21 protein-coding genes and 1 pseudogene are annotated in these 21,627 nt (G+C 44.8%); 14 read left to right on the forward strand and 8 right to left on the reverse strand.

The genetic code is table 11. The features are described 5' to 3' along the window. Nucleotides 1-53: 53 nt before the first annotated feature. The 8 genes and pseudogenes from ACERC8_RS02710 to ACERC8_RS02745 form a co-directional block, all read right to left on the reverse strand. Nucleotides 54-1,398 (reverse strand): annotated as a pseudogene (locus tag ACERC8_RS02710) (transposase). 205 nt (nt 1,399-1,603) lie between these two features. Next, complete coding sequence (locus tag ACERC8_RS02715; RefSeq protein ID WP_373658372.1) at nt 1,604-3,028, reverse strand: NADP-dependent glyceraldehyde-3-phosphate dehydrogenase; 1,425 nt, start codon at nt 3,026-3,028, stop codon at nt 1,604-1,606. A 63-nt stretch (nt 3,029-3,091) separates the two neighbouring features. Continuing rightward, nucleotides 3,092-3,361, reverse strand: a complete 270-nt coding sequence (locus tag ACERC8_RS02720; protein WP_373658373.1) for a GIY-YIG nuclease family protein — start codon at nt 3,359-3,361, stop codon at nt 3,092-3,094. Continuing rightward, nucleotides 3,351-4,097 (reverse strand): tRNA1(Val) (adenine(37)-N6)-methyltransferase, encoded by a 747-nt coding sequence (locus tag ACERC8_RS02725; protein ID WP_373658374.1) that lies wholly within the window; start codon nt 4,095-4,097, stop codon nt 3,351-3,353. Before ACERC8_RS02725 ends, ACERC8_RS02720 begins: the two co-directional genes overlap by 11 nt. Further along, on the reverse strand, nt 4,097-5,074 hold the full coding sequence (locus tag ACERC8_RS02730; RefSeq protein WP_373658375.1) for a polysaccharide deacetylase family protein: 978 nt from the start codon (nt 5,072-5,074) through the stop codon (nt 4,097-4,099). The genes ACERC8_RS02725 and ACERC8_RS02730 overlap by 1 nt, the downstream gene beginning before the upstream one ends. A gap of 210 nt (nt 5,075-5,284) precedes the next feature. After that, nucleotides 5,285-6,028, reverse strand: coding sequence for an amino acid ABC transporter ATP-binding protein (locus ACERC8_RS02735; RefSeq protein ID WP_373658376.1), 744 nt, complete (start codon nt 6,026-6,028; stop codon nt 5,285-5,287). Continuing rightward, entirely contained in the window at nt 6,021-7,586 is a 1,566-nt protein-coding gene (locus ACERC8_RS02740) for an ABC transporter substrate-binding protein/permease (RefSeq protein WP_373658377.1), read from the reverse strand. The genes ACERC8_RS02735 and ACERC8_RS02740 overlap by 8 nt, the downstream gene beginning before the upstream one ends. Then, nucleotides 7,583-9,130, reverse strand: coding sequence for an ABC transporter substrate-binding protein/permease (locus ACERC8_RS02745; protein ID WP_373658378.1), 1,548 nt, complete (start codon nt 9,128-9,130; stop codon nt 7,583-7,585). Before ACERC8_RS02745 ends, ACERC8_RS02740 begins: the two co-directional genes overlap by 4 nt. 365 nt (nt 9,131-9,495) lie before the next feature. On the opposite strand from ACERC8_RS02745, the gene rapZ reads away from it, so the two are divergent. From rapZ to phoU, 14 genes are all read left to right on the forward strand, one after another. Continuing rightward, nucleotides 9,496-10,383 (forward strand): RNase adapter RapZ, encoded by an 888-nt coding sequence (gene rapZ, locus ACERC8_RS02750; RefSeq protein ID WP_373658379.1) that lies wholly within the window; start codon nt 9,496-9,498, stop codon nt 10,381-10,383. Beyond that, the gene (locus tag ACERC8_RS02755; protein WP_373658380.1) at nt 10,380-11,351 is read left to right on the forward strand and encodes a YvcK family protein; all 972 of its coding nucleotides are present in this window, start codon (nt 10,380-10,382) and stop codon (nt 11,349-11,351) included. Before rapZ ends, ACERC8_RS02755 begins: the two co-directional genes overlap by 4 nt. Next, the gene (whiA, locus tag ACERC8_RS02760; RefSeq protein WP_373658381.1) at nt 11,351-12,265 is read left to right on the forward strand and encodes a DNA-binding protein WhiA; all 915 of its coding nucleotides are present in this window, start codon (nt 11,351-11,353) and stop codon (nt 12,263-12,265) included. Before ACERC8_RS02755 ends, whiA begins: the two co-directional genes overlap by 1 nt. Before the next feature lie 60 nt (nt 12,266-12,325). After that, nucleotides 12,326-13,246 (forward strand): bifunctional riboflavin kinase/FAD synthetase, encoded by a 921-nt coding sequence (locus ACERC8_RS02765; protein WP_373658382.1) that lies wholly within the window; start codon nt 12,326-12,328, stop codon nt 13,244-13,246. A 56-nt stretch (nt 13,247-13,302) separates the two neighbouring features. Then, nucleotides 13,303-13,716, forward strand: coding sequence for a Spx/MgsR family RNA polymerase-binding regulatory protein (locus ACERC8_RS02770; RefSeq protein ID WP_018368637.1), 414 nt, complete (start codon nt 13,303-13,305; stop codon nt 13,714-13,716). Further along, a complete protein-coding gene (locus ACERC8_RS02775; protein ID WP_373658383.1) occupies nt 13,709-13,987 on the forward strand; it encodes a UPF0223 family protein in 279 nt (92 codons plus the stop codon). Before ACERC8_RS02770 ends, ACERC8_RS02775 begins: the two co-directional genes overlap by 8 nt. After that, nucleotides 13,977-14,741, forward strand: coding sequence for an inositol monophosphatase family protein (locus ACERC8_RS02780; RefSeq protein ID WP_373658385.1), 765 nt, complete (start codon nt 13,977-13,979; stop codon nt 14,739-14,741). The genes ACERC8_RS02775 and ACERC8_RS02780 overlap by 11 nt, the downstream gene beginning before the upstream one ends. A 70-nt stretch (nt 14,742-14,811) precedes the next feature. Next, nucleotides 14,812-16,119, forward strand: coding sequence for an RsmF rRNA methyltransferase first C-terminal domain-containing protein (locus ACERC8_RS02785; RefSeq protein WP_373658386.1), 1,308 nt, complete (start codon nt 14,812-14,814; stop codon nt 16,117-16,119). Nucleotides 16,120-16,199: 80 nt separating this feature from the next. Continuing rightward, nucleotides 16,200-17,060: a phosphate ABC transporter substrate-binding protein PstS gene (locus ACERC8_RS02790; RefSeq protein WP_373658387.1), complete on the forward strand. Its 861-nt coding sequence runs from the start codon at nt 16,200-16,202 to the stop codon at nt 17,058-17,060. Nucleotides 17,061-17,070: 10 nt separating this feature from the next. After that, nucleotides 17,071-18,006 carry a phosphate ABC transporter permease subunit PstC gene (pstC, locus tag ACERC8_RS02795; RefSeq protein WP_373658388.1) on the forward strand — a complete coding sequence of 312 codons (936 nt, stop codon included), beginning with the start codon at nt 17,071-17,073 and terminating at the stop codon, nt 18,004-18,006. Beyond that, nucleotides 17,996-18,883: a phosphate ABC transporter permease PstA gene (gene pstA, locus ACERC8_RS02800; RefSeq protein WP_373658389.1), complete on the forward strand. Its 888-nt coding sequence runs from the start codon at nt 17,996-17,998 to the stop codon at nt 18,881-18,883. Before pstC ends, pstA begins: the two co-directional genes overlap by 11 nt. 118 nt (nt 18,884-19,001) lie before the next feature. Beyond that, entirely contained in the window at nt 19,002-19,805 is an 804-nt protein-coding gene (gene pstB, locus ACERC8_RS02805; protein ID WP_373658390.1) for a phosphate ABC transporter ATP-binding protein PstB, read from the forward strand. A gap of 8 nt (nt 19,806-19,813) precedes the next feature. Continuing rightward, entirely contained in the window at nt 19,814-20,572 is a 759-nt protein-coding gene (gene pstB / locus ACERC8_RS02810; protein ID WP_373658391.1) for a phosphate ABC transporter ATP-binding protein PstB, read from the forward strand. 102 nt (nt 20,573-20,674) lie between these two features. After that, nucleotides 20,675-21,328: a phosphate signaling complex protein PhoU gene (gene phoU / locus ACERC8_RS02815; protein WP_018368628.1), complete on the forward strand. Its 654-nt coding sequence runs from the start codon at nt 20,675-20,677 to the stop codon at nt 21,326-21,328. Nucleotides 21,329-21,627 lie beyond the last annotated feature (299 nt).

The raw sequence follows: 21,627 nt of genomic DNA on the forward strand, positions 1-21,627 counted from the left end.
TAGACATAGAGTTCTCCTGTTTTCTTTAGTGTAGAACACTTTATAAATTCTGTCTAGTTTAGTGTAACCGATTCAATTTTTATCTTCCGAAACCCAAAAGCATTCCGTTTAATGACCTTGATAAGGTTGTTTGTCGCCGCTAGTTTAGCGTTTGAGTAAGGCAGTTCCAAGGCGTTGACAATCTTGTCTTTATTCTTTAAGAAGGTCTTAAAAACCGTCTGAAAGATGGGATTGACGCTCGAAATCGTCTCCTCGATCAGCCCAAAAAACTGTTCGGCTTGCTTTTCTTGGAAGTGAAACAAGAGGAGTTGATAAAGAATCGTAGTGTTCTCTCAGTTCTTGAGAATAGCCAAGCAGCTTAGCGACAATCTCCTGATTGGTCAAGTGCATGCGAAAGGTCGGGCGATAAAACCGTTTATCACTGAGCTTTCGACTATCTTGTTGTATCAATTTCCAGTAGCGTTTGAAGATCCTGTATTCATAGGATTTTCTGTCAAACTGATTCATTACCTGGACACGTAGCCTGTTCATGGCCCTGCTCATGTGTTGGAGTAAAATAGTCCAGTGGACTATTTTAGCCTTGGGCTAAGAAATTTGAAAGCGAGATGTGGAAACGAGCGAGGACGATTTTGGCGTTTGGGAGTGAAACAGTCTGGGGAGAGACTGTTTCAGCCCGAGCTTGAAAACGGGAGAGCGAGGGGGTTTAGCTAACTTGTAATACGGACTAAACATGTCCATGGTGATGACCTTGACACGGTTTCTGACCGTTCTAGAATAGCGTAGAAAGTGATTGCGAATGGTGGCTTGGGTTCGACCGTCTAGGATTGTCACAATGTTAAGCGAATCAAAGTCCTGTGCGATAAAGCTCATTTTGCCTTTCCTGCTTCAACTAGTCGCTTTTGTATTTTCAGGCTCCTACCTCAAACAGTCCACTGGACTGTTTGAGTCCCAATTCATGTTAGTTGGGAGGCAGGTCAAGTCTGTCTTGAACTGGAACTCCTTTAGCTTTCGGATAACGGTTGAGGTTGATACCGCAAGGCTCTCAGCGATAGCGGTCAGGGCTACTTTCTCCATCAGTTTCTGGGCAATTTTCTAATGAAGAATGACGGGAATCTGGTGATTTTTCTTGACCAAGGATGTCTCTGCGACAGCTATTTTCCCGCACTTTTGGCAGTGGAAGCGTCGCTTTCGCAAGCGAATGAGTGTCTTGTACCCTGCACACTTAAGATAAGGGATTTTGGATGGTTTCTGGAAGTCATATTTAGTCATCTGCCCCTGGCAATGTTGGCATTTTGGAGCAGGGTAGTCCAGCTTAGCGATGACTTCCTTGTGGCTTCTAGTGTCCACAACTTCCAAGATAGTGATATTAGGGTCTTTAATTCCGAGTAGGTTTGTGATAAAATCCTCGCTTTTTCTATTTTAGAGCTCGGGAAGAACTAGTCACTCCCCTGACTAGTTCTTTATTCCATATGAGTCTTTCTAATGTGAATTTAGTCGCTTTTCATTATAGGTCATATGGGCTTTTTTCATACTCAAAAAGACTCCATAATCTCCGAGGTGGATTTAACCACTACAAAAATTATAGAGCCTCCTTTTTAAGTTATTATTCAATGTCAAACACAACTGATTTGAGAGTTGTCATGGCTTCGATAGAGTATTTCACCCCTTGAACACCAGCACCTGATTTTTTAGCACCCAAGAATGGGAAGTTGTCTGTTCCACGTTGCGTTTTGTTGTTGATATGAACGGTTCCGACTTCTAATTTCTCAGCGATATAGAAGGCACGTGGGTAGTTACGTGTGAAGATAGACGCCTGCAAACCATACTCAGACTGGTTGGAAATCTCGATTGCTTCTTCGATAGATTTGACACGCAAGAATGGCAGAACTGGCCCAAACGGCTCTTCCCAAGCCAAGCGCATATCAGTTGTCACCTTATCAAAGAGGATTGGGCAGATGAGGTTGCCATCGCGCTTGATGTCTGTCAAGGCTGTTGCTCCTTTGTCCGCAGCATCCTTAACCAAACCTTCAACAAAATCAGCAGCAGCGGTGTCAATCAATGGCGTGATATCCGCATCTTCTAACGGATCACCTATAGTCAATTTAAGCACTTGTTCACGCACCAATTCAGCCAACTCATCTGCAACGCTTTCCATAACAAGGACACGTTTCACCGCTGTACAACGTTGCCCTGAGTAACCAAAGGCACCAGCCACGATGTTCTTAGCTGCCACGGCAAGATCCGCATCTTCCAAGACGATAGCAGAGTCTTTACCGCCAAGTTCTAGCATGATTGGGCGCATACCCGCCAAGCGACCGATACGCTCACCGACTGGTGTTGAGCCTGTGAAGTTGATAAAGTTAACCGCTGGATGTTCAACGATGTAGTCACCGATGACAGAACCTTTACCAGTGATGGTATTGAAGACACCAGCTGGGATACCAGCTTCTACAAAAGCTTCAGCCAAAACAAGACCTGAAATAGACCCTTGGGTTGGTGGTTTGAAGGCAACCACGTTCCCTCCGATAAGGGCAGGGGCAATCTTAGAACCTGCTAAGTTGATAGGGTAGTTAAATGGCGAAATCGCTAAAACTAAACCAACAGGTTCGCGACGAACGACCGCAATTTTTTTCTTGCTAGCTGCTTCAAAGCTACCGCCTTCAAGCACTTCACCTGACAGGCGAACACCCTCTTCTGCGGCATAGCGAATAATATCTGCTGTACGAACAACTTCAGATACTGCTGATTTATAGCCTTTTGCTACTTCTTTAGCGAGGACCAGACCGATTTTTTCAGCATCACGCACCAAAATATCAGCGACTTTGTGTAGGTAAGCAGCACGTTCAACATAAGATAGGGCACGCCATGCTGGCAAGGCAGCACGGGCAGAGGCGTAAACATAATCAACCTCTTCAGGGGTCATGGCTGGCACTGAACCAAGTTCTTCACCAGAAGCTGGGGCATAGATTTTAATCTCGTTAGCGGATGTTTTCCATTCGCCATTGACGTAGTTTTTATACTGTGTCATAACAGTCTCCTTCCTTTTTATATACCCATTTTATCACTAGGAAAATTTTCCTGCAAGTTTCTGCTACGGTTTCCAAGTTTGCTCTTGATGAGCTAAGTATTCTAGCTTGGCTTGCCGTGTTTTGCGCTTAAAGAGTGCTTCAGCGGACTGGGCTTTTGACTTGCTGTCAAAGCTTTCGTGATAGACGAGCTTGACGGGCAGGCGTGCTTTAGTGTATTTGGCGCCTTTGCCTGCGTTGTGGGTTTTGAGGCGACGGTAAAGATCGGTCGTGTAGCCTGTGTAGAGGCTACCGTCAGCACATTCTAACACATACATGTAGGCTTTAGTGTCCATAGTAAATTGCTCGAATCTCATCAGTATAGTCACCATTGTCTTGATGAACAATCAGTGGTGGCAAAATCCGCATGCCCTCCAGCGAACCGTCTTTGATGGCCTCAATCAAGAGCATATTGGCTTCCTTGCCTGCTTTGGGGTAGATGAATTGGATGCGCTTGGGAGCCAGTTTATACTGCTTGAGGGTATCAATAATCTCCAGAAGACGGTCTGGTCGATGGACTAGAGCCAGTCTGCCGTTGGATTTGAGAGCTTGTTGGCTGACCTTGCAAATTTCATCGAGGTTGGTGGTGATTTCATGACGGGCCAGCAGGTAGTGTTCGCTGAGGTTTTTTTTGGAGGTCTCTGTAGCTTTGAAATAGGGTGGATTGCAGACAATCAAATCAACCTGCGATGGTTTGATGTGTTGCGTCAGGTTTTTCAGGTCATCGTTAATCACACTTACTTGGTCGGTCAAGTTGTTGAGCCGAATGGAGCGCTCAGCCATTTCCGCTAACCGCTCCTGCAACTCCACGAGGATAATCTGTGCCTGAGTTTGGGAGCTAGCAAAGAGACCAACTGCTCCATTACCAGAGCAGAGGTCAACGATGAGGCCACGGCTGGGGAGTTTTGGGAAGCGTGAGAGGAGGACACTGTCCACCGAGTAGTTGAAGACGTCGCGGTTTTGGATGATTTTGACATCAGTAGAGAACAGCTGGTCGATACGTTCGCCAGGCTGGATGGGGATAATAGTCATTAGTGCAATACTCCAAACGTATAGCCATTATCCTTGTAATATTGGATAATGTGTGGCAGTGTTTCTAGGGTGAGGGTTTTATCTGGGGCATCGTGGAGAAGAACCACTTTTAACTGCTGGGGGGACTGTGGGTACTTTTCCAGTGACTTAGCGTGAAAGGCAATCATCTCATCAACAGTTTGAGGTCGACGATAAGTTGGTTCGGCATCCCCTAAACTGGCGTTCCAATCTAGCCAAATCAGACCTAAATCTGCGAGGCGACTGTGAGCAGCATCAAGCCCTTGCCAAGACAAGGCTCCACCTGGGTAGCGCCAGACGTGCGTTTGGAATTTCATCCCCAGGACACGCTTAAATGCCTTATCTGCTTGCTTGGCTTCAAAGGCGATTTGATCAACATTTGGGACACGACCAGGGTAGAGTAAGTCTAAATCGTGACTATAACTATGGAGTCCAATCGCGTGTCCTTCATTGATTTGTCTGTGATAGAGTTTTGCCTTGTCTGGAGTGACCTCAGAACCAATTGGGAAAAAGGTCGCATGTACCTGATGCTCTTTAAGAAGATCTAAGACTCGTGGTGTTATGTCATGGTTTGCACCGTCATCAATCGTGATAAAAACAAGCGGTTGACCATCATAAGGCTTATCTCCCTTGAGATAGGCCTGAATATCTTTGATATCATAAGCATAGTCGTTGGCAGCGTAATTATGGTTATGTTGTGGCATGAGTTGAGTGGGGTCAGAGACGGTTGGTGCTTCTGAACTGGAAGCAGATGTTTCTGTTCCTTCTGAACTGGGAATAGGTTCAGTTGATATTTCTGAGCTGGAAGAAGGTAAGTCTGCAGAGGTACGGGAATTGACAACTACTTGTTTGAAGAGTGCTGGTAGACTTTGCTGACGGGTGACAAGGAGATAGCTGATGGCAATAACACCAATAAGATTAAGGGTAATTAAGCTGAGTTGTAAACGAGAGAACTTCACAAGATATCGACCTTTCTAAAAATCTCTATTTTTCATTATACTCTATTCTGCTGGAAAAATCCAAGATTATTCTGGTCAAGTAAATGCTGCTGGCATGTTGAACGACGACCCGGACGAGGGATGATATCATCAAATCATTCACGAAAAAGCTGGCAATAAGAAATCGCCTCGTCTCAGACGCGAGGTGATATTGTTGTTTTATCTATTTTCTTAGCTCCCCAAGAAGCGTTGTAAGAACTCTTTTGTGCGTTCTTCCTGAGGGTTCTCAAAAATCTGCTGAGGTGTGCCTTCTTCCGCAATCACACCTTTATCCATGAAGATGACACGGTCAGAGACTTCTTTGGCAAAGGCCATCTCGTGGGTTACGATGATCATGGTCAAGCCAGAATGTGCCAAGTCTTTCATGGTTTTGAGTACTTCGCCGACCATTTCAGGATCAAGGGCTGAGGTTGGCTCATCAAAGAGGATGGCTTCGGGGTCAACAGAGAGGGCACGGGCGATAGCGACCCGTTGTTTTTGTCCACCTGAGAGCTGTTTGGGCTTAGCTAGCCAGTACTGCTCGCCCATGCCGACTTTTTCAAGATTGGCTTTGGCGATGGCCTCGGCTTCTAATCGGTCACGTTTGAGGACGGTGGTCTGGGCGACGATGGCATTCTCTAAGACATTGAGGTTGTCAAAGAGATTGAAGGACTGAAAGACCATGCCGACTTTTTCTCGATAGGTGTGAAGGTCAAAGTCAGTGTCTGCAATATTTTTGCCATGGAATAAAATATCCCCAGCTGTCGGTTCTTCCAAAAGGTTGATGGAACGCAAGAAGGTGGATTTTCCAGAACCTGACGAGCCGATGATGGAGATGACCTCCCCAGCTTGTACCGTCAGTGAAATGCCTTTGAGCACCTGGTTCTGTCCATAGAATTTTTCAAGTTGTTTGATGTCTAAAATTGGCTTAGTCATGTGTCCCTCCGATTGATACGGTCATACCTCCTGTGTAGTCATCAGCATCCAAGCGCTGCTCAAGGTGGCGCAAGAGACGAGTCACAGTGTAGGTTAAGATAAAGTAAATGATAGCGATTAGGGTAAAAGTCTGGAAGTATTGATAGGTCTGTGTGGCGACCGTATTTCCAGAGAAGTAGAGCTCCACCACTGAAATCACATTGAGTACAGAGGTGTCCTTAATATTGAGAACGAATTCATTACCGATAGCAGGTAAGGTATAGCGAAAAACCTGTGGTAACACAATTTTTGTCATGGTTTGGCCATGAGTAAAGCCAAGCGCAGTTGCTGCCTCGAATTGTCCCTTGTCAATAGCTAGAATGGCTCCTCTGATGGTCTCACTCATGTAGGCCCCTGTATTGACAGCTACGATAAAAATTGCTACCCATGTCCGGTTTAAGTCTACCCCAAAAGCTTGGGCAGTGCCGTAGTAGATGACCATAGATTGAACAATCATCGGGGTCCCTCGAAAGACCTCAACATAAATGGTAATCAACCGTCCCAGTAGCCCTTGCAAGATAGCTAGTAGGGGGTGATTGGCTTTAGGAGCTGTACGGAAAGCACCGATACCGTAGCCAATGCTAGTACCGATAACGGTGCTTGTAATGGCGATGAGCAAGGTCATGGCTGTACCACTAAGAAAGGTTTGCCAATTGTCCTTTAAAATCTGTCGCATCTGCTGGATAAAATTTGGTTGGCTATCGGCGTCGGTCTCAACCAATGGTTGCCAAGGGACAACTTGATCCATCAGTGCTTGTTGGTCTTTAAGGGTATTGGCCAAGACCTGATTGACGGTTGCTTTGAGTGTATCATTGCCTTTTTGGATTCCAATTGCTAGGTCGACATCAGAGGCGCTCACCTCAAAACCATCTTCGGGAACAATCATTTTGAATTCGGGTGAGGCAACTTCGGCGGCGATACCATCAGGGCGGTCAGTCACATAAGCATCGATAACACCAGAAAGGAGAGCTTGCCGAATCTGGGTAAAATCCCCCATGGCTGTTTCTTGGTGGGCACCCTTAATTTGTGAGATAAGGTCATAAAGGTAGGTCCCTTGTTGGGAGGTGATAGCTGCTCCTGCAAAATGGCTGAGCTGCTTAGCTTGAGCGTAAGGGCTATCTGATCGAACAACTAAGACAGGTGCTGAGCGGTAGTAGGTCTCTGAAAAATCAATTTGTAAGCGACGTTCGTCAGTCGGGCTCATACCGGCGATAATCAGGTCAACCTTGCCAGAAGTAAGAGCAGGAATCAGACCTGTAAAGCTGGTTTTAACCACAAGGGGTTTCCTACCTAACTGCTCTGCTATGGCTTTAGCGACCTGAATGTCGTAACCGTTAGCGTATTGATTGGTGCCTTCAATGGGAATAGCACCGTTGCTGGCATCTGATTGGGTCCAGCTAAAAGGAGCGTATGCGGCATCAGTTTCGATGCGCAAAAATTCATCATCAGATGCACTGCCTTTGACGGTTAATAAAGGTAAAAGCAGGACAAGGAGTAGTGTGATAACATGTTTCTTCAATAATTGTTGACTCCTGTGGTATATTCATCCATGTCCATCCGCTTTTCGATGGCGCGTAAGATACGGGTCACGGTAAAGGTCAAGATGAAATAGATGACCGCAATAACCGCAAAGGTTTGGAAGTATTGGTAAGTTTGTGTAGCGACGGTATTTCCAGAGAAATAGAGTTCGACTACGGAGATGACATTGAGGACAGAGGTATCCTTGATGTTGATGACAAATTCGTTCCCTGTTGATGGCAGAATGTTACGAATGACTTGTGGAAGAACGATTTTTTTCATGGTCTGGTGATGGGTAAAGCCAAGAGCGGTCGCCGCCTCGAATTGCCCCTTGTCCACGGCGTGGATACCACCGCGAACAATCTCACTCATATAGGCTCCTGTATTGATAGAGACGATGAAAATGGCAGCGAGAGTTCGGTCAAGGTTGAGACCAAAGGCCTGGGCGGTACCATAATAGATGACCATGGATTGAACAATCATTGGGGTGCCACGGAAGATTTCGACATAGATGTGGATGAGCCAGTTGCCGATTTGCTGGGCAAGGCGGGCTGCCTTGTTGATCGCTCTTGGTGCGGTACGAAAGACCCCAATCGCAAGACCAATCATTGTACCGAAGATGGTGCCTAAGATAGAGATGAGCAGGGTCATGCCTGTTCCGCTAAGGAGAGCTTTCCAGTTGCCTGTGAAAATGTTCCAAGCCTGATTGAAGAAGGAAACTTTCTCCTCGATAATTTCTTCTATGGGTTGGAGGGGAATCATACTGTCCATGAGCTTGGTCTGCTCTTCAGCTGGGAAATCTGCTAAGGCTTGGTTGACCAATTCGCGGTTTTTATCGCCTTTGCGCATACCAATTGCCAGAGCGACATCGGACTCGCTAACTTCAAACCCTTCCTTGAGAGAGACCATGGTGAAGTCTTTAGAGGCCAATTGGGCCGAAATTCCATCTGGTCGCTCAGAGACATAGGCGTCAATAATCCCAGACTGGAGAGCTTGGCGCATTTGACCAAAATCCCCCATGGCAGTCTGCTGGGAGACGCCCTCAATCTGAGAAATAAGGTTGTAGAGGTAGACCCCTTGCTGGGAGGTCACCCTCGCCCCTGCAAAGTCAGCTAGACTGGTCGCTTTTGCATAGTCGCTGTCCGTGCGTACGACAAGGACAGGCTCGGAAGTGTAGTAGCTCTCTGAAAAGTCGATTTCGAGTTTTCGCTCTTCGGTGGGACTCATGCCTGCGATGATGAGGTCGATTTTGCCAGATGTCAGGGCTGGAATTAAGCCAGACCAAGAGGTTTTGACGATGACCAATTTTTTGCCCATCCTGTCAGCAATTTTCCTGGCGACTTGGACATCGTAGCCGTTGGCGTATTGGTTGGTGCCATCAATTGGGACTGCACCGTTGCTGTCATCACTTTGGATCCAGTTAAAGGGAGCGTAAGCTGCTTCCATGCCGACTCGTAGGACATCTTCTTCTGCCAAAACAGTTGTTGATCTGGTGTTAAAAACCAAAAATAGAGCTGTTAGGCAGGCCAATAGATATTTTTTCATACATACTCCTTTAGATAATGTGCTGACCATTTTACACTAAATATTCAGAATTTTCAAGGTGTTTTTGTTTTTGTTTTTTATTTTGGAAAAAAGCAATAACGATAACTTTGGAATTCTAACCCGTGTCGCAGCTAACACGGCTTCATCAATTCATATGCTCGTCTCACCGAAAATGGCTAATAAGTTGTTAACAATTCTGACAGCTGAATAGATGATTGTCTTGCTGGTAGAGGGGGTGTTGGGAGAATAACGGTTCAAGCCTATGGATGAGTCAAAGTTGATGCACCTTGTCCTGTCCTTTAAGGGGTCTTTGTGCTATAATAAACGAAACGAAGGAGTAAATCGTTAAACAAAGGAGAGTTCAGATGACCAAACCCATCAAATTAGTTGTCGTTACTGGGATGAGCGGTGCGGGGAAGACCGTTGCTATCCAGTCTTTTGAAGACTTAGGCTACTTTACCATTGATAACATGCCACCTACCCTTGTTCCAAAGTTTTTGGAGTTGGTTGGACAAACCAATGATTATGACCACGTTGCTCTAGTCGTCGACATGAGAAGTAGGCAGTTTTTTGCTGAAATCACCCAGATGTTGGATAGTTTAGAAAGCAATGAGCAGCTTGATTTCAAAATCCTATTTCTAGACGCGACAGATAGTGAGCTTGTTTCACGGTACAAGGAGACCCGTCGTAGTCACCCTTTAGCAGCGGCTGGTCGAGTTCTGGACGGGATAAAGCGCGAACGAGAGCTCTTGGCGCCACTTAAAAGTTTCAGTCAGAATGTGGTGGAGACCACAGAGATTACGCCTCGTCAGTTACGACAAACCATTGCAGAGCAGTTTGCACAAGCAGATCAGCAGGGTCAGTTTCGTATTGAAGTCGTGAGTTTTGGATTCAAGTATGGCTTGCCTATCGATGCTGATTTGGTATTTGATGTGAGATTCTTGCCAAATCCTCACTATGTTCCGGAATTGCGAGAGCAGACTGGATTGGATCAACCTGTTTTTGACTATGTGATGGCTTCTCAAGTATCTGAGGATTTTTATCATAACTTGTACCGTCTGATAGCGCCGATTCTACCTGGTTATCAAAAGGAAGGCAAGTCCGTTTTAACCATTGCAATCGGTTGTACGGGAGGTCAGCACCGCAGTGTTGCTTTCGCTCATCGTTTGGCGGCAGATATTGCCAAGGAGTGGACCGTCAACGAGAGTCACCGAGATAAGGATAAACGAAAGGAGACGGTGAACCGGTCATGAGAAAGCCTAAGATAACAGTTATTGGCGGTGGAACAGGCATTCCGGTCATTCTCAGTAGTCTCCGTCACGAAGATGTTGACATCACGGCCATTGTTACCGTAGCTGATGACGGAGGATCATCGGGTACCCTTCGGCAAGATATGCGACTAGCACCGCCAGGAGATTTGAGGAACGTGTTGGTAGCGATGAGTGACATGCCAAAGTTTTATGAGAAGATTTTTCAGTACCGTTTCCAAGGACAAAATAGCCTATCGGGTCACCCACTAGGCAATCTGATTATTGCCGGTATTTCAGAAATGCAAGGGTCCACTTACCAAGCCATGCAGATTTTGACCAAGTTTTTCCACACGACAGGCAAGATTTTTCCTGCTAGTGAGGAGCCCTTAACCTTACATGCCGTTTTTACCGATGGTCATCAAGTATCTGGCGAGAGCCATATTGCTAATTACCAAGGGACAATCGAGCGTGTCTATGTTACTAATACCTACAATGAACAACAACCGACAGCCAGTCGAAAAGTTGTTGATACGATTATGGATAGCGATATGATTGTCCTTGGACCTGGGTCACTATTTACCTCAATTTTGCCTAATTTGGTGATTCCAGAAATCCAACAAGCCTTGATAAAGACAAAAGCTCAGATTACTTATGTTTGCAACATCATGACCCAGCGAGGAGAGACAGAGCATTTTAGCGACAGTGACCACGTGCGAGTTCTTGCCAAACACCTAGGTGATGGTGTGGTGGATACGGTTCTTGTAAATATCGCTCCAGTGCCACATGACTACATGGTGTCTCATCGTTTTAATCAGGATTTGGTGCAGGTAGAGCATGATTTTGAAGGATTGCGACAACAGGTTAAACGGGTAATTTCGTCAAACTTTTTACGTTTGGAAAATGGCGGAGCTTTTCACGATGGGCACCTAGTGGTTGAGGAACTGATGACCTTATTGGGAGCGAACTACTGATGACCTTTACAGCCAGAGTGAAAGAAGAAGTATTAACCAGTACAACCGCAGACAAGTACCAACTCGCTGCCATGATGAAATTATCAGGGAGTCTGGGCTTAACCAGCCAAGGTCTCAGGCTGACCTTGACCACTGAACAGGCAAAAATTGCTCGCCACCTGTATGAAATGATTGAGCAGTTTTATGCCATTCAGCCTGAAATCCGCTACCACACGCGCTCCAATCTCAAGAAAAATCGTGTTTATCAGGTGGTTTTAGAGACAGGAGTAGAGGCGATTTTAGCCGATTTACAGCTAGCAGACAGCTTTTTTGGTTTTGAGACTGGCGTATCATCAACCATCTTGACTAATGATGGGGCTGGACAGTCTTACCTGCGAGGGGCTTTTTTGGCAACAGGGTCACTGACAGACCCTGAAACAGGCAAGTATCAATTGGAGATTTTTTCGGTTTACCAAGATCATGCTGAGGATTTGGCGAGCCTGCTTCAAAAATTTATGCTTGATGCTAAGGTCATTAACCATAAAAACGGCACGATGACCTATCTCCAAAAAGCTGAAGACATTATGGATTTCCTCTTGGTCATAGGTGCTGTTGATGCTAAAGATAGGTTTGAAGAAGTCAAAGTTTATCGCGAAACCAGAAACGATCTCAATCGCGCTAATAATGCGGAAACTGCCAATATTGCACGGACTATAACCGCCAGCATGAAAACAATCAATAACATCAGCAAAATCATTGAACGAGTGGGATTAGATAGCTTGCCTCTTGACTTGCAGGAGGTCGCTCAAAAGAGGATACAGCATCCGGATTATTCCATTCAGGAGCTGGCAGATAGCTTAGAAACTCCCTTGACCAAGAGTGGTGTGAATCATCGCTTAAGGCGACTTAATAAATTTGCAGAGGACTTGCACTAACATCTCAAAAGGTGAGCTATTTTTATCTGACTATCGCTGACTTGTGTTACAATAAATGCTATGGATATTTTTAGATTAAAAACAGACCAAGAGTTGATTGTGGATGAACCAGTCGTCTTGGTTTTAGGATATTTTGATGCCCTTCATTGTGGACATAAGAAACTTTTTGAAGAGGCAAGAGCCATTGCACAGGCCAGACAGCTAAAAGTTGCTGTGCTGACCTTTTATGAGTCACCAAAATTAGCTTTTGCCCGTTTCACGCCCGACTTGCTCCTGCATGTGACCTATCCTGAGAAGCGCTATGCCAAGTTTGCAGAGTATGGTGTGGATCAGCTTTACTTGATGGACTTTACGAGCGATTTTGCCAGAACTAGTTCGGCTGAGTTCATTTCCCGCTACATTGAAGGCCTGCAAGCCAAGGTCGTTGTTGTCGGATTTGATTACCATTTTGGACATGATAAAAGGCCAGCCGATGACTTAAAAACAGCGGCTTCCTGTGAGGTAGTCATTGTGCCTGAATTACAAGATGATGGTGAGAAAATCAGCTCAACCCGTATCCGTCGCGCCATTTCAAAAGGACATATCGAGACGACCAATCGTCTTTTGGGTTATGAATTTTCAACCCGTGGCATTGTGGTACATGGCGATGCTAGGGGGCGAACCATGGGATTTCCGACCGCTAATTTAGCACCGATCGACCGAACCTTTTTACCTGCTGATGGTGTCTATGTGGCGGATATTCTGGTCAAGGGCAATCGTTACCGCTCTATGACAAGCGTCGGTAAAAACGTGACCTTTGACGGTCAAGACCTACGTTTAGAGGCTCATCTGTTTGATTTTGATGAGGACATCTATGGTGAAACCATTGAAATTCTTTGGCTGAGCAAAATTCGTGACATGATTAAGTTCGATTCTGTTGAAAAGTTGGTTGAACAGCTAGAATTTGATAAAAAAATCTCAAAAAACTGGGAAAAAGTATAGAAATTTGAGCAAAAAACTTGTATAATGGAAGTGACTATGTTACAGGGGATAAAAGTATGTTAACACTATTCATCTCTCCCAGTTGTACAAGCTGCAGGAAGGCAAAAGCTTGGCTAACCAAGCATAAGGTCCCTTTTCGGGAACATAATATCATTACCAGTCCTCTGTCACGTGATGAGTTGATGACGATCCTCTCACTCACTGAAAACGGCACGGAGGATATTATTTCAACGCGGTCAAAAGTTTTCCAAAAGTTGAATATTGATGTTGATGAGCTATCCGTTTCAGAACTGTTGACCCTCATTACGAAAAACCCAAATCTCTTGCGTCGTCCAATTTTGATGGACAAAAAACGAATGCAGATAGGATTCAACGAAGATGAGATTCGTGCCTTCTTGTCTCGGGATTACCGCAAGCACGAACTAAAACAGGCTACCATTAGAGCGGAGATTGATCGGTATTATGACTAAACAATACACTTATCCTATTGATTTATCTTGGAGCACTGACGACATGACCGCAGTGCTTCATTTTTTAACCATGGTTGAAGATGCCTACGAGGATCAGATCAAGGTGACAGACTTTCTAAACAGCTATGCTATGTTCAAGACTGTCGTCAGGTCTAAGAGTGAAGAAAAGAGACTTGGACGTGAGTTTGAGCAGGTCAGTGGCTACTCCATCTATCGAGCGGTGAAAGTCGCCCAGGAAAAAGGAACGGGGGTACTGCGACTTGAACGATAAGTTTATTTTTGCCCAGCAACTCATTCGTCAGGCTGGACTTCTGATTAAAGAACAGATGGGGATTGAGATTAAGGTTGAAACCAAATCAGTAGCAACCGATCTGGTGACCAATGTTGACAAGGCGTGTCAGCAATTTTTGGTTGATTCGATTCAAGATAGGTACCCTAATGACCATTTTTTAGCTGAGGAGGACAACCTAAAAACTAACCCTTCTAGAGGCGCAGTCTGGGTCATTGACCCTATCGACGGAACAGTTAACTTTGTGACCCAGCAGCAGGACTTTGCAGTGATGTTGGCCTATTTGGAAGATGGCGTCGGACAGTTTGGATTGATTTATGATGTCATGGCAGACAAGCTGTACAGCGGCGGCAAAGGGTTTCCTGTAACCTGCAATGGGGAGGTTCTGCCCTTGATGGGTGGAGGCTTGCTCAATCAGTCCGTAGTCGCAAGCAATACCCGTCTTTATGCCCAAAACGCCTATCATCTGGCAGACTTGTTCAATCGCTCACTAGGTGTTAGAAATTATGGCTGTGCTGGTTTGAGCATGGCGCGTGTGCTAGCTGGTCAGATCTGGGGCTATGCCTCTTACCTCTGTCCCTGGGATTATTTAGCCGCTGCCATCATGGGAGAAGAGTTGGGCTATCTCCTTGAGACCTTGGATGGGTCAAAATTAGATATGCTCAGTCGACAGTCGGTCATCTTTTATCCGGCACAGGAGCAGTTGGATGTCAAAACAATTTTGACAAGGCAATAAAGCACTGATACTCTCTACTTTCGAGCTAGGGAGTTTGCTTTTGTTTACCCTTGTGTAGTATAATAGACTCATGACATTACCAAATGATTTTGTTGAAAAATATCGAGCCTTACTAGGTCAAGAGGCAGATGAGTTTCTGGCGAGTTTTGAAGAACCAGCTGTTTCTGCTTTTCGTGTCAATCCATTAAAGGAAGCGCAAAAACGCTTTTCCAATCCGATTCCCCAGACACCTTGGGGCTACTACGGTAAGATTTCTGGTAAATCAGCTGAACATGTGACAGGCTTGGTTTATTCGCAAGAGCCAGCTGCTCAGATGGTGGTTCAGGTTGCAGGCATTAAACCGGGGATGTGCGTGCTTGATTTAGCGGCGGCGCCAGGTGGAAAATCGACCCATATCCTCTCTTATCTGGGCAACACAGGCTTGCTTGTTAGCAATGAGATTTCGACCAAACGGAGCAAGGTTCTGGTCGAAAACATTGAGCGTTTTGGGGCGAGAAATGTGGTTGTTACCAATGACAGTGCAGATCGTTTGGCAAGAATTTTTTCAAACTATTTTGACCTTATCGTCTTTGACGGTCCCTGTTCAGGAGAAGGGATGTTTAGAAAAGATCCCGCTGCCTGCCAGTATTGGCATAACGAATATCCAGTCACCTGTGCCAAGCTGCAACAGGCTATTTTACAGGATACCATTGATATGCTGGCACCTGGGGGGAGGCTAGTCTATTCAACCTGTACCTGGTCACCTGAAGAAAATGAAGCGGTCGTTTCTTGGCTGTTAGAGACCTATAACTTTTTGAAATTGGTTGATATTCCGAAAATAAACGGTATGTCAGCGGGGATTGAGCAAGAGCAGACCGCTAGGATGTATTCCCATCGTTTCAGGGGTGAAGGTCAATTTGTCGCGGTGTTAGAAGACACACGCTCTTCTGAGCGCCAACGTATTAAGCCTGAGAAAACTAATCTGACCAAGCAGGAACATCAGCTCTGGCAAGATTTTGCGAGACAGCATTTATTTGTTGAATTGGACGGTGTTTTGCAAACCTTTGGTGAACAACTCTATCTGTTACCACGTGACTTGCCAGCTCTAAAAGGTGTAAAAATTGCGCGCAATGGTTTGCATTTAGGGACGTTTAAGAAAAATCGATTTGAACCTAGCTTTGCGCTCGGTCTTGCCCTAAAGCCTAGCGAAGTCAAGCAAACAGTCAACATCAGTGATGAAGCATTTGAAGATTATGCTCGTGGTCTAACGGTGACACTTTCTGAGCCCCTGCTAAATGGCTGGTATCAACTTGTTGTCCAAGGAAATGGTCTAGGTTTTGCAAAAGTTGTTGGTCAAACAATAAAAAATCATTTTCCAAAAGGGCTTCGTCTTCACTAACCTCTATACAAATAGAGGGAGACTATGGTATAGTATAATGGAAGTGCTACAATTTGTACCACGCTTGAAAGGAAATTATTGTGAACAAAAAATTGTTTAAGGGACTGGCTGTTGCCCTCTTTGGTCTCAGTCTGTCAGCTTGTGCCAAATGGATTGACCGTGGAGAGTCAATTACAGCTGTAGGTTCAACAGCCTTGCAACCTTTGGTTGAAGCAGCGGCTGATGAATTTGGCTCAACAAATATTGGTAAGACCATCAATGTTCAAGGTGGTGGTTCCGGTACAGGCTTATCGCAGGTTCAGTCAGGAGCTGTTCAAATTGGCAACAGTGACCTCTTTGCAGAAGAAAAAGACGGCATCGACGCTGCAAGCTTGGTCGATCATCAGGTTGCTGTTGCAGGTCTCGCTGTCATTGTCAACAAAGAAGTGACGGTCGATGATTTAACTGTAGAGCAGTTACGAAAAATCTTTACAGGTGAGTACACCAACTGGAAAGAAGTTGGTGGTAAAGATTTAGAGATTTCCATCATCAACCGAGCAGCTAGTTCTGGTTCACGATCAACTTTTGATAGTGTTGTCATGGATGGGCAATCTGCCAAGCAAAGTCAAGAACAAGACTCAAACGGGACGGTGAGGTCGATTGTCTCTCAAACACCAGGAGCGATTTCTTATCTTGCTTTGTCCTATTTAGATGATTCAGTCAAAAGCTTAAAGCTCAATGGTTATGCAGCAACAATTGATAACATTGCGACCAATAAATGGCCACTGTGGTCTTATGAACACATGTATACCATGGGAGAGCCAACTGGTTTAACCAAGGAATTTTTGGATTACATGATGACGGATAAAGTGCAACAAGGAGTTGTTGTAACAATTGGTTATATCCCAATCTCAGAGATGAAAGTCATCAAGGACGCTAATGGTCAGGTCACCCCTAAATAAAGGAGACGTTATGAAAAATCAAGAACTTGCAAAAAAATTGCTATCGTCGTCAAAAAATTCACGCTTAGAAAAATTCGGCAAGACAATTACCTTTGCCTGCTTGGCACTGATTGTATTTATTGTCTTTATGATTTTAATTTTTGTTGCCCAAAAAGGCCTGTCGACATTTTTTGTGGATGGCATCAATCCGATAGACTTTCTCTTTGGTAAGGAGTGGCAACCCAATGTTAAGGGAGACGATGGCAAGCCCTTAATGGGTGCCTTGCCCATGATTTCAGGGTCTTTTATCGTTACCATTTTGTCAGCGCTTATTGCAACCCCTATCGCCATCGGTGCGGCTGTCTTCATGACGGAAATTTCTCCCAAGTATGGCACTAAGATCTTGCAACCGGTTATTGAGCTTTTGGTGGGTATTCCATCTGTTGTTTACGGTTTTATCGGTTTACAAGTCGTTGTACCATTTGTCAGAAGCATTTTTGGTGGAACTGGTTTTGGTATCTTATCAGGAATTTTTGTCCTCTTTGTCATGATTTTGCCAACAGTTACCTTTATGACCCTAGATAGTCTAAAAGCTGTTCCTCGTCACTATAAAGAAGCTAGTCTCGCCATGGGAGCGACACGTTGGCAAACTATTTGGCGTGTTATCCTCAATGCGGCTCGCCCAGGTATTTTTACAGCTGTTATTTTTGGTATGGCACGTGCCTTCGGTGAGGCGCTGGCAATCCAGATGGTAGTTGGTAACTCGGCTGTTATTCCAACCTCACTGATCACCCCTGCCTCAACCTTGACGTCTGTATTGACTATGGGGATTGGTAACACGGTTATGGGAACCGTTCAAAACAATGTGCTCTGGTCTCTAGCATTGGTTCTTTTGGTCATGAGTTTAATCTTCAATATGATTATGAAATTGATTACGAGAGAGGGTAAGAAAAACTATGCACGCTAAACAGATTAACAAGCTGATGACAGGAGTTCTGTACACCATTGCAGGACTTATCGTGACTATTTTGACCGCTCTCTTACTCTTCATCCTGCTGAGGGGGCTACCTCATGTCAACTGGCAATTCTTAACAGGGAAATCCTCATCCTATCAAGCAGGCGGTGGTATTGGTATTCAGCTCTACAATTCATTTTTCCTGCTGGTTATTACCTTGCTCATCTCGGTTCCTTTATCCATGGGAGCTGGCATCTATTTGGCAGAATATGCCAAAAAAGGCTGGTTGACTAATTTTATTCGAACCTGTATCGAAATTTTATCCTCTTTACCATCCGTGGTTGTCGGACTTTTCGGTTATTTGATTTTCGTTGTTCAATTTGAATATGGATTTTCTATCATTTCAGGTGCTCTAGCTTTGACTGTCTTTAACCTGCCGCAAATGACGAGAACCATCGAAGATAGTCTGCGCAATGTTCATCATACTCAGCGTGAAGCTGGTCTGGCATTGGGGTTGTCTCGCTGGGAATCGGTTATTTATGTCGTTATTCCGGAGGCTCTGCCGGGGATTGTTACTGGGATTGTTTTGGCTTCAGGACGGATTTTTGGTGAGGCAGCAGCACTTATCTATACTGCCGGACAATCAGCTCCAGCACTTGATTGGAGTAACTGGAATGTGTTGAGTGTCACCAGTCCGATTTCAATTTTTCGCCAAGCTGAAACTCTGGCGGTACACATCTGGAAAGTTAATAGTGAAGGTACCATTCCGGATGCTATTCAAGTATCAACTGGTTCAGCAGCAGTTTTGCTGATTTTTATCTTAATCTTCAACCTCTCTGCTCGCTACATTGGTAAGACGCTTTACAAGAAACTAACATCAGCAGAGTAAATAGACATTAAGCTGTTAAAACCAAATGGTAGACAGCACCGATGTCGTCTGTCACAACGACATACAAAAAAATAGGCTCTTAGAGGATGCTATCTTCTAACATTAAAAAGGAGACGATATGGCTGACTATAACTGGAATGAACGTCACATTATCACGTTTTCGCCAGAAACTGTTGCCTTAGAGACCAAAGATTTGCACGTTTATTATGGGCAAAAAGAGGCCATCAAGGGCATCGATATGCAGTTTGAAAAAAATAAAATTACAGCATTGATTGGACCTTCAGGCTGTGGGAAATCAACCTACTTACGTAGTTTGAATCGGATGAATGATACCATTGACATCGCAAAAGTGACCGGAGAAATCCTTTATGAGGGTATCGATGTTAACCGCAAGGACATGAATGTGTACGAGGTGCGCAAACACATCGGCATGGTGTTCCAACGTCCTAATCCTTTTGCAAAATCGATTTACAATAACATCACCTTCCCCCATGAACGAGCTGGTGTCAGGGATAAAAAAGTGCTTGATGAACTTGTTGAAACATCACTCAAGCAAGCAGCGCTCTGGGATCAGGTTAAGGATGATTTGCACAAATCAGCCCTATCCTTATCTGGAGGGCAACAACAGAAACTTTGCATTGCACGGGCAATCTCTGTTAAACCTGATATTTTACTTATGGACGAGCCTGCTTCAGCCCTTGACCCGATTGCAACCATGCAGCTAGAAGAGACCATGATGGAGCTGAAGAAAAACTACACCATCATCATCGTGACCCACAACATGCAACAAGCAGCGCGCGCTAGCGACTATACTGCTTTCTTCTATCTGGGTGATTTGATTGAGTATGACAAGACCTCTCAGGTCTTCCAAAATGCTAAATTGCCATCTACACGCGATTACATCACGGGTCGATTCGGATAGGAGGACGTATGACAGATTCTATTTTAAGCATCAACGATTTATCGGTCTATTTTGGTAAGAAAAAGGCCCTTAACGGTGTGAGCATGGATTTCAAAGAGAAAGCCATCACTGCGCTCATCGGTCCATCAGGCTCTGGAAAGTCAACACTGCTGCGTTCCATCAACCGCATGCACGATCTTAATCCTGAAGCAACAGTGACAGGTTCTGTAACTTACAACGGTCATAACGTCTACAGTCCACGGACTGACACGGTTGAACTACGTAAGGAAATCGGAATGGTGTTCCAACAGCCTAACCCCTTCCCCATGTCCATCTATGAAAATGTGGTCTATGGTCTGCGCTTAAATGGCGTCAAGGACAAGCAAGTGCTGGATGAAATTGTCGAGACCTCTCTAAAAGGGGCTTCTATCTGGGACGAGGTGAAAGATCGGCTACATGATTCAGCCATCGGTCTGTCAGGTGGACAGCAACAGCGGGTTTGTGTTGCAAGGGTTCTGGCAACCAGCCCTAGAATTATTTTACTAGACGAACCGACCTCAGCTCTTGACCCTATTTCAGCAGGTAAGATTGAAGAGACTCTCTATGGACTCAAGGATCAGTATACTCTTCTCTTGGTCACACGCTCTATGCAACAAGCGTCACGGATTTCAGAGCGAACAGGCTTTTTCCTTGATGGTGAGCTGATTGAGTATGGAACAACCAAGGAAATGTTCCTGAATCCAAGTGATAAACGAACTGAGGATTATATTACTGGTAAGTTCGGATAGTAAAAGTGTTAAGGCTGTCACCTCGTGTATTCGCCTGAACAACCAAACGCTAGAGGTATCTAAAGTGACCTTTAGCAAAGCAAAACAGAAAAGAGGTAGCGTATGTTACGTTCACAATTTGATGAAGAATTAGCAAAGCTCCATAATCAATTTTATGCCATGGGAACGGAAGTCTTGACCCAAATTAACAAGACTGTCCGTGCCTTTGTTAGCCATGATCGTGTCTTGGCAAAGGAAGTGATTGAGCAAGATGAAGTGGTCAATAATTTTGAAACCAAGTTGGAGAAGAAATCGCTAGAGATTATCGCACTTCAACAGCCCGTTTCGCATGACCTACGGACGGTTATCACGGTTCTCAAGGCTTCAAGCGATGTTGAGCGCATGGGTGACCACGCGTCAGCTATTGCCAAAGCTACCATTCGCATGAAGGGTGAGGAGCGCATCCCAGAAGTAGAAGCAGCAATCAAAAAGATGGGCAAGGCCGTTAAATACATGGTCGAAGACGCTCTTGAGGTCTACATGACTGGTGATGAGGAAAAAGCCTACGAAATCGCTGCGCGTGATGAGGAGATTGATTTGATGTTCAAGGATATTCAAAACTTAGCTGTTGAGCGTATCCGTGAGCAACCAGAAACCGTGTTCTCAGGCAAGGAGTATTTCCAAGTCCTGATTTACCTCGAGCGTATCGGCGATTACGCTAAAAATGTCTGCGAGTGGGTGGTCTACTTGAAGACTGGTAAGATTATCGAGTTGTAAGAAAGACAACGGAGGCAGGACAAACACCCATTTAGGGTAGTTGTCCCACTCCTTTTTTGTTCCTTGTAATTGTTGGGTGATTTTGCCGTTTATACCCGTACAATATCTCAGGTCGCAGAAGTTACAAAATTATAAAAAATCTGAAAATAAAGTATTGACATTCTACTTTTTTAGTGGCATAATATAACTAATTTTACAGCAAGGAGCTGTTGATATGACAAAATTTTTAAAGACAATTAACAAGAAACCTCTTGTTCAGCAGATTGAAATCACGACAAATGGTTGTCCGGTTTTGACCT

Origin of the sequence: Streptococcus sp. E29BA, assembly GCF_041807805.1 — a bacterium.
GTDB lineage: Bacteria > Bacillota > Bacilli > Lactobacillales > Streptococcaceae > Streptococcus > Streptococcus entericus.

What these genes read in the sequence shown, in the direction of transcription:
- pstB (WP_373658391.1), top strand. Translation starts at nt 19,814, where the DNA reads ATGACAGATTCTATTTTAAGCATCAACGATTTATCGGTCTATTTTGGT.
- ACERC8_RS02765 (WP_373658382.1), top strand. Translation starts at nt 12,326, where the DNA reads ATGGATATTTTTAGATTAAAAACAGACCAAGAGTTGATTGTGGATGAA.
- rapZ (WP_373658379.1), top strand. Translation starts at nt 9,496, where the DNA reads ATGACCAAACCCATCAAATTAGTTGTCGTTACTGGGATGAGCGGTGCG.
- ACERC8_RS02725 (WP_373658374.1), bottom strand. Translation starts at nt 4,097, where the DNA reads ATGACTATTATCCCCATCCAGCCTGGCGAACGTATCGACCAGCTGTTC.
- ACERC8_RS02735 (WP_373658376.1), bottom strand. Translation starts at nt 6,028, where the DNA reads ATGACTAAGCCAATTTTAGACATCAAACAACTTGAAAAATTCTATGGA.
- ACERC8_RS02775 (WP_373658383.1), top strand. Translation starts at nt 13,709, where the DNA reads ATGACTAAACAATACACTTATCCTATTGATTTATCTTGGAGCACTGAC.
- pstA (WP_373658389.1), top strand. Translation starts at nt 17,996, where the DNA reads ATGCACGCTAAACAGATTAACAAGCTGATGACAGGAGTTCTGTACACC.
- ACERC8_RS02785 (WP_373658386.1), top strand. Translation starts at nt 14,812, where the DNA reads ATGACATTACCAAATGATTTTGTTGAAAAATATCGAGCCTTACTAGGT.
- ACERC8_RS02720 (WP_373658373.1), bottom strand. Translation starts at nt 3,361, where the DNA reads ATGGACACTAAAGCCTACATGTATGTGTTAGAATGTGCTGACGGTAGC.
- pstB (WP_373658390.1), top strand. Translation starts at nt 19,002, where the DNA reads ATGGCTGACTATAACTGGAATGAACGTCACATTATCACGTTTTCGCCA.
- pstC (WP_373658388.1), top strand. Translation starts at nt 17,071, where the DNA reads ATGAAAAATCAAGAACTTGCAAAAAAATTGCTATCGTCGTCAAAAAAT.
- phoU (WP_018368628.1), top strand. Translation starts at nt 20,675, where the DNA reads ATGTTACGTTCACAATTTGATGAAGAATTAGCAAAGCTCCATAATCAA.
- ACERC8_RS02745 (WP_373658378.1), bottom strand. Translation starts at nt 9,130, where the DNA reads ATGAAAAAATATCTATTGGCCTGCCTAACAGCTCTATTTTTGGTTTTT.
- ACERC8_RS02715 (WP_373658372.1), bottom strand. Translation starts at nt 3,028, where the DNA reads ATGACACAGTATAAAAACTACGTCAATGGCGAATGGAAAACATCCGCT.
- ACERC8_RS02770 (WP_018368637.1), top strand. Translation starts at nt 13,303, where the DNA reads ATGTTAACACTATTCATCTCTCCCAGTTGTACAAGCTGCAGGAAGGCA.
- ACERC8_RS02755 (WP_373658380.1), top strand. Translation starts at nt 10,380, where the DNA reads ATGAGAAAGCCTAAGATAACAGTTATTGGCGGTGGAACAGGCATTCCG.
- whiA (WP_373658381.1), top strand. Translation starts at nt 11,351, where the DNA reads ATGACCTTTACAGCCAGAGTGAAAGAAGAAGTATTAACCAGTACAACC.